Source organism: Rhizobium sp. 05L429, from assembly GCF_056397645.1.
In genome coordinates, this window is the sequence record NZ_JBFTNV010000017.1 from 34,806 (window position 1) to 48,123 (window position 13,318).

The 13,318-nt window shown below is 60.7% G+C and carries 11 protein-coding genes; 1 reads left to right on the forward strand and 10 read right to left on the reverse strand.

Going from position 1 to position 13,318, the window contains the following annotated elements; translation table 11 throughout:
• Positions 1-58: 58 nt before the first annotated feature.
• The 6 genes from AC1DNW_RS18725 to araD all read right to left on the reverse strand — a co-directional run bounded on the left by AC1DNW_RS18725 (position 59) and on the right by araD (position 7,948).
• Positions 59-1,579, reverse strand: coding sequence for an ABC transporter substrate-binding protein (locus AC1DNW_RS18725; protein WP_477854010.1), 1,521 nt, complete (start codon positions 1,577-1,579; stop codon positions 59-61).
• Between the two features lie 193 nt (positions 1,580-1,772).
• Positions 1,773-2,678, reverse strand: a complete 906-nt coding sequence (locus AC1DNW_RS18730; protein ID WP_477854011.1) for a 5-dehydro-4-deoxyglucarate dehydratase — start codon at positions 2,676-2,678, stop codon at positions 1,773-1,775.
• Positions 2,679-2,694: 16 nt separating this feature from the next.
• Positions 2,695-4,212, reverse strand: coding sequence for an aldehyde dehydrogenase (NADP(+)) (locus AC1DNW_RS18735; RefSeq protein ID WP_477854012.1), 1,518 nt, complete (start codon positions 4,210-4,212; stop codon positions 2,695-2,697).
• A 69-nt stretch (positions 4,213-4,281) separates the two neighbouring features.
• Positions 4,282-4,992: a ribonuclease activity regulator RraA gene (locus AC1DNW_RS18740; RefSeq protein ID WP_477854013.1), complete on the reverse strand. Its 711-nt coding sequence runs from the start codon at positions 4,990-4,992 to the stop codon at positions 4,282-4,284.
• Between the two features lie 19 nt (positions 4,993-5,011).
• Positions 5,012-6,202: an L-talarate/galactarate dehydratase gene (locus AC1DNW_RS18745; protein WP_477854014.1), complete on the reverse strand. Its 1,191-nt coding sequence runs from the start codon at positions 6,200-6,202 to the stop codon at positions 5,012-5,014.
• A 9-nt stretch (positions 6,203-6,211) separates the two neighbouring features.
• Positions 6,212-7,948 carry an L-arabinonate dehydratase gene (gene araD / locus AC1DNW_RS18750; protein WP_477854015.1) on the reverse strand — a complete coding sequence of 579 codons (1,737 nt, stop codon included), beginning with the start codon at positions 7,946-7,948 and terminating at the stop codon, positions 6,212-6,214.
• Between the two features lie 144 nt (positions 7,949-8,092).
• Between araD and AC1DNW_RS18755 the strand changes: the two genes are divergently transcribed.
• Positions 8,093-8,812 carry a GntR family transcriptional regulator gene (locus AC1DNW_RS18755; protein WP_477854016.1) on the forward strand — a complete coding sequence of 240 codons (720 nt, stop codon included), beginning with the start codon at positions 8,093-8,095 and terminating at the stop codon, positions 8,810-8,812.
• A gap of 29 nt (positions 8,813-8,841) precedes the next feature.
• Here AC1DNW_RS18755 and AC1DNW_RS18760 read toward each other — a convergent pair whose 3' ends face one another.
• The 4 genes from AC1DNW_RS18760 to AC1DNW_RS18775 are packed head-to-tail and all read right to left on the reverse strand — an operon-like array spanning position 8,842 to position 13,257.
• The gene (locus AC1DNW_RS18760) at positions 8,842-9,789 is read right to left on the reverse strand and encodes a 2-hydroxyacid dehydrogenase (RefSeq protein ID WP_477854017.1); all 948 of its coding nucleotides are present in this window, start codon (positions 9,787-9,789) and stop codon (positions 8,842-8,844) included.
• Complete coding sequence (locus tag AC1DNW_RS18765; protein ID WP_477854018.1) at positions 9,786-11,420, reverse strand: ABC transporter ATP-binding protein; 1,635 nt, start codon at positions 11,418-11,420, stop codon at positions 9,786-9,788. The genes AC1DNW_RS18760 and AC1DNW_RS18765 overlap by 4 nt, the downstream gene beginning before the upstream one ends.
• The gene (locus AC1DNW_RS18770) at positions 11,413-12,333 is read right to left on the reverse strand and encodes an ABC transporter permease (protein ID WP_477854019.1); all 921 of its coding nucleotides are present in this window, start codon (positions 12,331-12,333) and stop codon (positions 11,413-11,415) included. The genes AC1DNW_RS18765 and AC1DNW_RS18770 overlap by 8 nt, the downstream gene beginning before the upstream one ends.
• 9 nt (positions 12,334-12,342) lie before the next feature.
• Positions 12,343-13,257, reverse strand: a complete 915-nt coding sequence (locus AC1DNW_RS18775; protein ID WP_113301372.1) for an ABC transporter permease — start codon at positions 13,255-13,257, stop codon at positions 12,343-12,345.
• Positions 13,258-13,318: the final 61 nt, after the last annotated feature.

Here is a 13,318-nt window from a genome sequence, read left to right on the forward strand (position 1 = left end):
TCCGAGAAAGTACGGGCCGCCATGAGCGGGCAGCCCGTGCCTGAATCGGCTCACGAGGTCACTTGAAGTGGATCTGCGACAACTGCAGCTCGGAATTCGTCGCAATCGTCGGCTTGAAGTCGAGACGCGGCGAGACACGCGTGAAACCCACCATGTGAAACATCGGGATGTCGGCAATGATCTCGGTGTTCACCTTGGCGAAAAGCTCCTTCCAGAGTTTCGTGCGATCGTCGCCGGTGGCGGCGGTCGCCTTGGCAATTAGTGCGTCGACAGCCGGATCCCGAACCATGGAGTGGGAGCCGTCGGTCGCGTATTTTACAAAAGCGGTGAAGACGGGATCGCCGGTCGCATTATCATGCTGCGACTGGGTCAGCGTCGGACCTGAATTGGCTACGAAAGGTGCAACGAAGTATCCGTTCCACACGGAAACGTCATACATGTCGAGCTTTACGTTCAAACCTATTTCCTGAAGCATTGCCATTATCGCTTCCATCGCTTCGGTCGCGTTGGGATATTGCCCGTTGCGACCGATGATGCGAATCTCACGATCGACCGGGACACCATCAGCTTTCGCCGCTTCCACCAGTTCCTTTGCTTTTTCCGGATCATAGGACCAGACGGGGATATCGGCATTGTATCCGATGGTGGTCGGCACGACGAGCTGTGTTGCGATCTTCGCTTGTTCTGGGAACAGCGTTCCGAGCATCGCCTGACGATCGATGGCGAGGTTCATAGCTTCGCGTATGCGTCGGTCGTTAAGCGGCGCCTCGCGCGTGTCAATGCGCAGCGATGTCGTCTCCGAATTCGGATAGGCGAAATCGGTTTCCTTGTTGGTGGCATCCTGCACGGATACGGCGGGAACGACATCTGCTTCGCCTGCATCGACCATGGCGGCGGCGACCGCACTGTCAGAACGGAAGAGATAGGTCGCTTGCTCCACCTGCGGCTTCTCACCCCAATAGTCCGGATTGCGCTTCAGCACGATGGACTGGCCGATATCCCATTTGTCGAACGTGTAAGGGCCGGTGCCAATCGGCTTGCGGGTGAACTCGTTTGCTGGCGTCGCCTCGGCCGATTCCACGGCCATCACGGTCATTAAAAGCGGAAGAATCGGCTGCGCCGGTTTTGTCGTAATGCGGATCGTGTTGGCGTCCGGCGTTTCGAAGCTGAATTCCGTGCCGCCGAAATATTTGCCGCCGGTCTCGCAACTGAGCTTCTTGTTCTTGTTGCGCTCGATCGTGAACTGGACATCTTTGGAGGTGAACGGCTTGCCATCGTGCCATTTGACATTCGGGCGCAGCTTGAACTCCCAGGTGTCGTCGTCGATCTTTGACCACTCCGTCGCCAGGCGGGGCTTGAGGCCGCCATTGACGTAGTCGAATTCAACCAGCATCTCGTTGACGTTTTCAGAAATGACCCGGCCAACGTCCTGGCGGGCAGCCATACAAGGCTCGACGACATCGACGGTTTCGGCAAGCACAACGCTTACGTTGCGTTTGGCATCTTCAGCCTGGGCCGAGCCGAAGCCCAGCGCGATCATCGTGGTGGATAAGCAGGCAGCTCTGATGTGCAGTTTCATTCCGTTCTCCTCCCATGCGCCTTCGGCGCTCCTCACATAAAGTTTCCTCGTCTACTTTCTGGGATCCGGCACCATTTTCCTCCTGGTAGGCGGATCATCTGATACACAAAAGCACTAATATTTTAGTTGAAATACTCGATCAAACGCGTCACCCGACGCACGAGCTTGCAACCCTGTCCGGGACGCTAAAACTTCACTTGGCCGAAGCAATCAGTGCGCGCATCATCTCGACTTCCTCGTCGGTGAGATCTGTCAGCGGCGCACGTACCGGTCCCGTCTCAAAGCCGCGCAAACGCACGCCTGCCTTGACGGCGGATACCGCATAACCCGTTTTGCGATCGCGGATGCKGGCAAAAGGATAATAGAAGTCGCGCAGCATCTGTTCACAGGTCGCGTCATCGCCGGCAAGGAATGCCTTGTGGAATCTCAATGCCGTTTCAGGCACAAAATTGAAGACCGCCGAGGAATAGGTCGACATGCCGGCGCCGCGATAAGCCTGGGCGAACAGTTCGTGCGTCGGCATGCCACCGATATAGGAAAGACGGTCACCGAGGGCGATCGTGACACGGCGCACCGTATCGATGTCACCGGTACCATCCTTGAAACCGATCAGATTGGGGCATTCGTCGGCAAGCTGGGCAAGCTGCTCGGCCGAAACCCTCGCCTGGCCACGATTATAGACGATAACGCCCATCTTGGTGGCCCGGCAGACGGCCCGGACACGCGCCGCGATGCCGTCGGCCGGCGCCTCGGTCAGGTAATGCGGCAGAAGAAGAATGCCGTCGCCACCTGCCGCCTCGATCTCGCGGGCCATGTCGCAGGCAATGCGCGTTCCATAGCCGCATCCGGCAATCACCGGTGCGTCGCCGGACACGGCACGGGCGGCTTTCACCACCTCAACCACCTCCCCCGGCGTCAGCGAAAACAGCTCACCCGTGCCGCCGGCAACGATCAGGCCGGCAACGGGATAAGATGACAGCCATTCCAAATGCGCTGAAAACGGCTTGGTTGCAAATCGATCCTCCGCATCGAAAGGCGTGACGGGAAAAGACAGAAGGCCGTTTCGAATGATCTCGCGAAGTTCGGTCGGGGCGATCATCGTGCTACTCCTCGTTTCAGTTCCGCAGGTCTGCGGGCAACAGCGCGGCGGGGAAATTCTGGTAGGCCACGGGGCGCAGGAACCTGCGGATCGACATGGTCCCGACGCTGGTTGCGCCGAAATTGGTCGAGGCCGGGTAGGGTCCGCCATGCACCATGGAATCGACAACCTCGACGCCGGTCGGGAAGCCATTGACGAGCACCCTGCCCGCCTTCCTTTCGAGGATCGGCAGCAGGTCGCGGGCAAGGCCAATATCTGCGTCGTCCATATGGATCGTCGCGGTCAGTTGCCCCTGGAAGCTTTCAGCAAGGGCGACCATTTCTTCAGGCGAGCCGACACGCACGACGAGGCCGAGAGGACCGAACACCTCCTCGCTGAGCGAGTGATCAGCAAGCCAGGCCGAGCCATTCGTCTCGAACAGGTTCGGGCCTGCAGCACGCTCAGCACTCTCTGTCGTCAGAACCGGCGCGACTGCGTTGCTTGCCCGCATACGTTCGACACCTTCGTGATAGGCGTTGGCGATGCCTTTGGTCAGCATGGTCTGCGGCGCCACCTTTTGAAGAGCTGCCTTGACAGCACCGGTGAACTTGTCCGCCTCTGGCMCGTCGACGACGACGGCAATGCCGGGATTGGTACAGAACTGGCCGGCACCAAGCGTCAGCGAACCGGCCCAGCCTGAACCGAGCGCCTCTGCCCGGGCAGCGGTAGCGGCCGGCAGCAGGAACATCGGATTAACGCTGCCGAGTTCCCCGAAAAAGGGGATCGGCTCAGGGCGCTGGGCGCAAAGGTCAAAGGGCGCACGGCCGCCGCCGAGCGAGCCGGTAAATCCAACGGCCTTGATGGCCGGATGGGTCACCAGAGCCGTTCCGACATCACGGCGGCCGCCCTGGATCAGGCTGAACACGCCGGCCGGCATGCGGGTGCGCTCGATAGCGGCTGCAATGGCCTCGGCAATGATCTCACCTGTGCCGGGATGGGCGGAATGTCCCTTCACCACGACCGGGCACCCCGCGGCAAGCGCTGCTGCCGTATCGCCGCCGGCCGTCGAGAATGCGAGCGGAAAATTCGAGGCGCCGAAGACGGCGACCGGGCCGATCGGCCGTTGCACCAGGCGGATCTCGGGCCGCGGCGCCGGTTTCCGATCGGGTTGGGCCGCGTCGAGGCGAGCGTCGAGATGCGCGCCCTTGCGGATATGGTCGGCAAAGAGTTTGAGCTGGCCGGTGGTGCGACTGCGTTCGCCGTCGAGGCGGCCTTCTGGAAGCCCGGTTTCCTGCGTTCCGATGAGGGTGACGGCCTCACCGCGCTTGTCGATCTCCTCGGCGATTGCCTGAAGGAAGATGGCGCGCTCCTCGCGTGTCGTTGCCGAAAACGCCGCAAAGGCAGCTTCGGCCGCGCGGCAGGCGCGGTCGACCAGGTCCGTCGTACCGACGGCAAAATCATGAGCCTGCCCATGGGCCGGCTCGGAACGAAATGTCGCCGTTCCGGCAATCCACTCGCCGGCGATGAGATGCCTGCCTGAAGGGGTCCAGGTCATTGTTATCCTCCTCGGCGGAGCCTTGCTCCGTGCTTATGCATGTCGATCTGTTGTTGAGGACGCGTCGCCCTATCGGCCATTCACCTTCCGCCAATCGGCAAAGAGCGTCAGATTGTTTTCGTCTGTGGCCGGGTAGAGGCCAATGATCGTATGACCTTGCTTGACGCGCTCCGTGACGAAATCCTCGTAGGCAGTCATCTCTACCGCTTCGTCAGCGATCTCGTCGGCGATCTCAGCCGGGATGACGATTACGCTTTCGTCGTCGCCGACAATTATGTCGCCCGGGAAGACCGGCACATCGCCACAACCGATCGGCACATTGATGTCGATCGCCTCGTGGAGCGTGAGGTTCGTCGGGCTGGAGGGACGATTGTGATAGGCGGGAATATCAAGGCCACCGATTGTCATGGCGTCGCGAAAACCGCCATCGGTGACGACGCCGCCGCCGCCACGCATCATCAGGCGGGTAATCAGGATGTCGCCGGCGKAGGCGGCGCGCGGATCCTTGCGGCTGTCCATCACCAGAACATGACCTTCAGGGCAGGTCTCGATGGCAAGCCGTTGCGGATGTTTCGGGTTGCGAAAGACGTTCATCGCGTTGCGGTCCYCGCGCGCCGGCATGTAGCGCAGAGTGAAGGCCGGCCCCACCATATTGCGGCCCTTCGGCTGCACGGGCCGAACGTCCTGGACCGTCTGGTTTCTCAGACCGCGCTTGTAGAGTGCCGAACAGAGCGTCGCGACAGAGACACCCATCAGCTTTTCACGGGTTGCGGGGTTCATGTTTCCTTCTCCTCCTCGTTCAGGCGCCGAAGCTGAGCGTTTCCACAGTCCAGTCGCGGGCCTTGCCCGTCAGGCTGCAACCGAGCCCCGGACGCGCGGGCACGATCATCCGGCCGTCCTTGATGTCGAGCTGTTCGTTGAACAGTGGCGCCAGCCAATCGAAATGCTCTACCCACGGCTCATGCGCATAGGCGGCAGCCAGGTGCAGATGGATTTCCATGGCGAAATGCGGCGCCAGGCGCATGCGTTTCGCCTCGGCCTGCGTGCAGATGCGCAGAAAGGGCGTAATGCCGCCGACCCGCGGCGCATCCGGCTGAATGAAGTCGACGGCATCGGCCCGGATGAGCGCCATATGCTCCTCGGCACTTGCCAGCATCTCGCCGGTCGCGATCGGTGTGGCGAGTTCTCGCGCAAGTGCCGCGTGGCCCTCGGCGTCATAGGCGTCGAGCGGCTCTTCGATCCATTCAAGATTGAGCGGCTCGACCAGGCGGCCGAAGCGCAAGGCCGTCGTGCGGTCCCATTGCTGGTTTGCATCGACCATCAGCGGTACACGGCCATCGATATGGCTGGTCACGGCATCAAGCCGGCGAAGGTCGGCCATCGGGTCGGGCTGTCCGACCTTGATCTTGATGCCGCCGATACCGGAGGCGATAGAGTGATCGATAGCATCGCGGATTTCCTCGACGCTCGATGACAGAAAGCCTCCGGAGGTGTTGTAGCAGGCGACGCTGTCGCGATGGGCGCCAAGTAGTTTTGCAAGCGGCAGACCGGCACGTTTCGCCTTCAGGTCCCAGAGGCAGATGTCGATGGCGGCGATCGCCTGTGTAGCAATGCCGGAGCGGCCGACCGAGGCCCCGGCCCAGCAGAGCTTGTCCCATATCCGCGCGGTATCGTTGGGGTCTTCGCCAATCAGGTTGTCGGCAATCTCGCAGGCATGTGCATAGAGGCCGGGCCCGCCTGCCCGCTTCGCGTAACTGAAGCCGAGACCACTATGGCMCGCTTCGGACATGATCTCGCAAAACAGAAACGCCACCTGCGTCAGCGGCTTCTGCCGGCCCGTCAAAACCTTGGCATCGCTGATCGGCCGCGCCAACGGCAGGTAGGCGAGCGACAGGGTGACCGAGCGGATGGCGTCCAGCTTGGACGGACCGGCAGCGAAGCCAGCCTTGGGAGGCTGTGCAGGGATCGTGCGTCTATCGGGATCAATCATCGTGGTGCCTCAGTTGATAGCCGGTTCAGGTGTCTTGCCACCGAATTCCGTCTTCAGGAAATCAAAGTCGCAGCCTTTGTCGGCCTGCTCGATATGGCTGGAGAACATGAAGCCGTAACCGCGCTCGTAACGCCGGGTCGGCGCAACCCAGGCGGCACGCCGCGCTACGATCTCTTCTTCGGAAATCAGCATATTGAGGCTGCGTGCCGGAATATCGAGGTCGACCATGTCCCCCGTTCTCAGCAGTGCCAGAGGGCCCCCAACATAGGATTCCGGTGCGACATGCAGCACGCAGGCGCCGAAGCTGGTCCCCGACATGCGGGCATCCGAGATGCGCACCATGTCGCGCAGGCCAAGCTTCAACAGCGCCTTCGGCATCGGGATCATGCCCCATTCCGGCATGCCCGGCCCACCTTGCGGGCCGGCATTGCGCAGCACGAGCACGGTGTCCGGCGTCAACGGATAGTCGGGATCGTCGATGATCTTCTTCATGTCCGCATAACTGTCGGCGACCAATGCCGGGCCGCGATGGCGATGGAATTTTGGGTCGCAGGCCGCTGGTTTGATGACCGCGCCATCGGGACACAGGTTCCCCTTGAGCACGGCGAGAGAACCTTCGTGATAGAYCGGGTTCGACAATGGCCGGATAACGTCGTCATTGTAGACCTTCACTTCGTCGAGACCATCCACCAAGGGCTTGCCGGTGACGGTAATCGCGGTTGGATCCAACTTGTCCCCGAGTTGCTTCATCAGTGCGCGCAAGCCACCCGCATAGAAGAAATCCTCCATCAGGTAGGTCGAACCGGAAGGCCGTATGTTGGCGAGAACCGGCGTTGTGCGACCGATGCGATCGAGATCGTCCAGCTCCAGCGGAACGCCGGCGCGTCGGGCCATGGCGATCAGGTGGATGATCGCATTGGTGGAGCAGCCGGTCGCCATGGCAACYGTAACGGCATWGTCGACGGCCGCCGGAGTGATGATCTTGTCTGGCGTCAGATCCTCCCACACCATATCGACGATGCGGCGGCCACAGGCTGCTGACATGCGTTGGTGGTTGGCGTCGGCTGCCGGGATCGAAGAAGCGCCCGGCAGCGTCAGCCCCATAGCCTCTGCGATCGCCGTCATCGTCGACGCCGTGCCCATGGTCATGCAATGGCCATAGCTGCGGGCGATCCCACCTTCGATGCCCTGCCACTCCTCCTTGGTGATCGTGCCGGCACGGCGCTCGTCCCAGTATTTGAAGCCGTCGGTACCGGAGCCGAGCGTCTTGCCGGCATAGTTGCCGCGAAGCATCGGGCCCGCGGGTAGGTAGACGAAGGGAATGCCCATGCTGACTGCACCCATGACCAGGCCCGGYGTSGTCTTGTCGCAGCCGCCCATCAGMACSGCGCCRTCSAYCGGATGGCTRCGCAGSAGTTCCTCGGTCTCCATCGCCAGCATATTGCGATAGAGCATAGTGGTCGGCTTGACGAAGTTTTCGGAAAGGGAAAGCGCAGGAAGTTCCATGGGGAAACCACCCGACTGTAGGATTCCCCGCTTCACCCAGTCGGCGCGTTCACGGAAATGCATGTGGCACGGCTGAGCTTCGGACCAGGTGTTGATGACGGCAATGATCGGCCTTCCCTGCCAATCCTCCGGCGCATAACCCATCTGCATGGTCCGCGACCGGTGACCGAATGAGCGCTGATCATCCGGCAGCATCCATCGGGCAGACCGCAATTGCTCGTAAGTTTTCCTCGCGGTCACGGCTTTCTCCCATCTGTCCCACTCGCCCGTCTGCACGTTCGCTCCAACTGATATTTTAGTTCAACACATATATCAATGGCAAATTTGCATTCTTGTACATTAGGCGGCGCACAGCTATGAATGGAGCGAAAAGGATTGCCTCACATGAATTCCCAGTTCGCCTCCACATTCGGCCTGACTGCACCCGGTTTTCCAGTCGCCGCCGCCGGTACCGTCCAACGGGTCTATGATGATCTGCGAAAGCGCATCATCACCATTCAGCTGCCGCCAGACACCACGCTGTCGCGCACCGAGCTGACGGAGACCTATGAAGTCAGCCAGACTCCCATTCGTGACGCATTGCAGCTTCTCAAACAGGAGGGGCTGGTTCGCATTCATCCGCAGTCCCGTACTGTGGTGACCCGAATCGACGTCCTGCAGATTTACGAGGCGCATTTCCTTCGCATCGCACTGGAAACGGAAGTCTGCCGCCGCCTGGCGACCGACCCGGATCTGGATCCGAGCGTCATCACGCGGGCCCGCTCGATCATCAAGATGCAGTCGGCAGTCGCCGATGACGCCGATCAGATTGCGATCTTCCAAGAGCTTGACGAGCTCTTTCACCAGACATTGTTCGCTGGCGTGAAGCGTAGCAGCCTTCACCAGCTGGTTCGCGAGCGGTCCGGCCATCTCGAGCGCATTCGTCGTTTGCATCTACCCGAAAAGGGCAAGATCATGACCATTCTCGAGGGGCACCATGCGATTATCGACGCGATTGCCGCTCGCAACGAACAGGGTGCTGTCGATGCGATCCGTGACCATCTGAGCCGCACCGTCGCAAAAGTCGAAGACCTGCGGAAGGAATTCCCGCATTATTTCGTCTGATACTGCCGCGCCGTGGGTTGCCGCCGGTCTCAATTGACCGGGGTTAACAGCGGCCTGCCCGCGAAGAAGGCGGCAAGGTTGTCGACCGTCAATTGCGCCATCCTGTCGCGCGTTTCCTCGGTGCCGCTGGCGTGATGGGGATACAGCACAACGTTGTCCAGCGTTGCGAAGCGCGGATCGGGATTGGGTTCGTTGAGGTAGACATCGATGCCGGCCGAAGCGATCCGCCTTTCCTGCAAGGCCCCGATCAGGGCAGGTTCATCGACCACAGTGCCCCGAGCAATGTTGATGAAGCTGCCCGTTGGTCCAAGCGCATTCAGCACTTCCGCCGAAATCAACCCTTCAGTCGAGGGGCCGCCCGGCGTCGCCACGATCAGGATATCAGCCCAGTCCGCCAACTTTACCGGGTCGTCGAAATAGGCAAAATCATTGTCAGCTTTCTCCGTCCGCCCATAATAKCCGACCGTCAGCCCGACAGCTTCGCATCGCCTGGCAATCGCAATACCTATCCGGCCGAGGCCGACGATCCCTGCCTTCTTGCCCGACGTCGATGTGGTCAGTGGCATCATGCCCTTCAGCGCCCAGTCGCCGGAGCGCACATAGCGGTCGCCTTGCGGCAAGCGCCGACGCGCCGCCAGCATCAGAAGCAGCGCCATGTCGGCGACGTCGTCGCAAAGCACCTCGGATGTGTTGGTGAGCTTGATGCCGCGCCGTGTCATCGCCTCGACGTCCATCTGGTCGTAGCCGGCCGAGGAACAGGCGGCGAGCTTCAGCGCCGGCAATTGCGAAAGCAGGGTTTCGTCGATCGTCACATGGCCGTTGCAGACCAGAGCTGTGCAGATCKGGCCGGCTTTCCGTAGGAGAGCATCGCGTTCTTCGCCTTTTGCAAGATCCAGCCGGTGCAGCGTATAGGTCTCYTCCAGCATCGCCATCTGACGGGGCCGGAGCGGATAGGCGACGATGACATCGGGCTTCATGCGGGAACGAGTCCTTCCTGTTTGTAACGTGCGGCGCGGCGGGCGGCCTGAACCTCCGGGTCGGGATCGAGGCTGGCGGCAAGAAGCGCCTGAGTGTAGGGGTGGGAGGGCGCGTCGAAGATCTGGCGAACCGGGCCCTCTTCGACAATCGTGCCGGCCTTCATGACGATGACACGATCGGCAAAATCGCGCACCACCGGCAGGTCGTGTGCAATGAAAAGGTAGGACAGGCCGAATTCACGACGCAGACCCTCGAGTAGCGCGATCACCTGTGCCTGGACCGACACGTCGAGCGCTGACACCGCCTCGTCGCAGATGATCAGTTTCGGCTCCATGGCGAGCGCACGGGCAATCGCGATGCGCTGGCGCTGGCCGCCGGAGAACTGATGTGGATATCGGTCCGCCATATCCGGTTTTAGGCCAACCTTGACCAGCAATTCGGCCACTCTCTCCTTCCACCTCGCTTTCGGCAGGATATCCGGGTGAATGACCCAGGCCTCGGAAATCAACCGGAACACGCTCATCCGCGGGTTGAGTGACTGCGTCGGGTCTTGAAAGACCATCTGCAAATCGCGACGCAGCCCGAATATTTCCCTCGGGCTCATCGCAAGCAGATCGTTGCCGCGATAGAGGACCTGGCCCTCCTGCGGATCATCGAGGCGAACGATCGCCCGGGCAAGCGTCGACTTAYCGGAGCCGCTCTCGCCGACAACGGCAACCGTCTCGCCCGGCATGATAACGAAATCTACGCCTTTCAGAGCCTGGAATAGGCCATAGCTCTTCTTCAAACCAATTGCGCGCAGCAGCGGTTCGCCCTGCCGGTCACGCTCTTGCGGCATCGCACCTTTCCCGGGCGCGGCGGCAATCAGCTTCTTCGTATAGGGGTTCTGCGGGTTGCGATAGACTTCGGCCGCATTGCCCGTTTCGACGATGCATCCGGAACTCATCACCACGACCCGGTCGGCGATTTCCGCAACGACGCCGAGATCGTGCGTGATCAGCAACATGCCCATTCCGGTTTCCTGCTGCAACTCCTGCAGAAGTTCGAGCACCTGCGCCTGCACCGTAACGTCCAGCGCCGTGGTGGGTTCATCCGCAATCAGGATGTCGGGCTTGCAGGCGATCGCCATAGCGATCATCAGACGCTGCCGCTGTCCGCCGGAGAACTGGAACGGATACTTGCGCATCGCCGCTTGCGGATCGGCTATGCCGACGCGCCCAAGCAATTCGAGCGCCCTCGCACCGGCGCGCTCCCCCGACTGACCATGCGTGGTCATCATTTCGGTAATTTGCCAGCCGACCGTATAGACCGGATTGAGATGCGCCAGCGGGTCCTGAAAAATCATGGCGATCTTTGCGCCGTTGATCGAACGCCGCTCCTCAGGCGTCATTTTCAGCATGTCGCGCCCATTGAGGAGAATGGTACCACTGGTGATCTTGCCGGGCGGTGTATCGATCAGATTCATGATCGCCGAGGCAGACACGGACTTGCCCGAGCCGCTTTCCCCAAGGATCGCGAGCGTCTCACCACGATCGAGATGCCAGCGAACATCTTGTACCGCCTTGACGGTGCCGGTCACTGTGTGGAACTCGACCGAGAGGTCACGGACTTCCAAAAGATGTTCAGCCATTCTTCCTGCCTCCTATTTCAAGGCGCCAGCGTTGTATCGGATCGAGCGCGATGCGCAGCCAGTTCGACAGAAGGTTGAGCGACAGCGTCGTCAGGATGATTGCAAGGCCCGGCCAGAAGGAAAGCCACCAGGCATTGGTGAGATAAGGCCGCCCCTGGGCAACCATGAGGCCCCAGGTGATCTCCGGCGCCTGAATGCCGATCCCAAGGAACGACAACGAGGACTCGGCCAGCATGACGAAGGCGAAATCAAGCGTCGCGATCGTAACCAGCGTGGGCAGGATCACCGGCAAGATGTGACAAAAGACAATGCGCCAGTGCGATGCTCCCATGACCTTCGCCGCCTGCACGAACATCCGCTCGCGCACCTCAAGCACTTCGGCGCGGGTGGTGCGCAGATAGATGGGAATGCGGGTGATCGCCAATACCAGGACAATATTGGCGACCGAAGGTTCGAGCATATAGAGCACGATCACCGCCAGAAGCAGCGACGGAAAGGACATGATCACGTCGCCGAGGCGCATGATCCATTGAGCGGCGGAAGAGCGGCTGTAACCCGCCACCAGACCAAGCGTCGTCCCAACGATCGATGATGCGAGCACCGCTGCCGCGGCCACGAGGATGGTGTTTTGCGCCGCCACGACGACGCGGGCAAGAAGCGGCCTGCCCAGAGCGTCGGCGCCCAGGACATAAAGCAATCCGCGTGTAATATCGAACGGCGGCGCGTTGCGGCCCCGCAGATTCTGCTTGGTGGCAATGCCCTCCAGCAAGAACGGACCAAACAGCGCACAGAGAAGAACGATCAACAGAAAAACAGCAGCGAAGAAAGCGAGCTTGTCCGCCCACAGCATAGTCAGCCAACGTCCGATCGGGCCGTTCGGTTTTTTCACGGCGAGGATTTGTGTGTCGGTCATCGTCATCGCTCAATACCGGATACGTGGATCGAGCAGCACATAGGCGAGGTCGATCAACAGGTTCATGATGAAGATCGCCAGTGCCGAAACCATGATGACGGCCAGCACGACGGCGAAATCGCGAAGTAGGATGGAATCGATCATCAGCTTGCCGATGCCCGGAAAGCCAAACACCGTCTCTACGACAACGGCACCGTTCAAGATGGCAGCCGCCTGGTCGCCTATGACTGTGATCACCGGAAGCATGGCGTTGCGCAGTCCGTGAATGAAGATGATCGAGTTCGAGCGGACGCCCTTGGCACGGGCCGTCTTCACATAGGCGGAAGAAAGAACGCTGATCATCGAGCCGCGGACCACCTGCAGGATCAGACCGAAGGGCCTGATGAACAGCACGCTGACCGGCAGGACCCAGTGCCAGACGCTTCCCGTTCCCGATGTCGGCAGGACATGCAGTTTGACGGCGAAAATGACGATCGCCACGATGGCCAGCCAGAAATCCGGTGCCGCAGCGCCGATCAGCGAGAAGAAAGTGGCGAGACGGTCGAATACACCGCCGACGCGAAACGCCGCTAGCGAACCAATGACGATCGCTGCGACTGTGACCAGCGCCATGGTGATGACAGCCAGCCAGAAGGTCCAGACGAAGGCCTCCAGCACGACATCAACGGCCGGACGGGCCTGTCGCAGTGACTGACCGAAATTGCCCTGTGCGAGATCGGAAACGTAACGGCCGAATTGCACGATCAACGGATCGTTGAAACCGTTCATCTCACGGAATTGCTGGCGCATTTCCGAGGTTGCGTCGATTGGCAGGTAGAGATCAGTCGGATCGCCCGTCAGCCGGGACAAGAAGAATACGATGACGATGAGCACCACGAGCGATACGCCACTGGCGATCGCCCGCTTGCCGATGAAACTTTTCATGCCACTCCTCCCGAGTGAAACCCATGTGGGTTCATGCGATCCAGTTTCCGTCTTCACCGTC

Bases quoted from the DNA above. Each gene is read 5' to 3' on its own strand.
- AC1DNW_RS18770 (WP_477854019.1), bottom strand. From the start codon at position 12,333: ATGACCGACACACAAATCCTCGCCGTGAAAAAACCGAACGGCCCGATC.
- AC1DNW_RS18725 (WP_477854010.1), bottom strand. From the start codon at position 1,579: ATGAAACTGCACATCAGAGCTGCCTGCTTATCCACCACGATGATCGCG.
- AC1DNW_RS18755 (WP_477854016.1), top strand. From the start codon at position 8,093: ATGAATTCCCAGTTCGCCTCCACATTCGGCCTGACTGCACCCGGTTTT.
- AC1DNW_RS18775 (WP_113301372.1), bottom strand. From the start codon at position 13,257: ATGAAAAGTTTCATCGGCAAGCGGGCGATCGCCAGTGGCGTATCGCTC.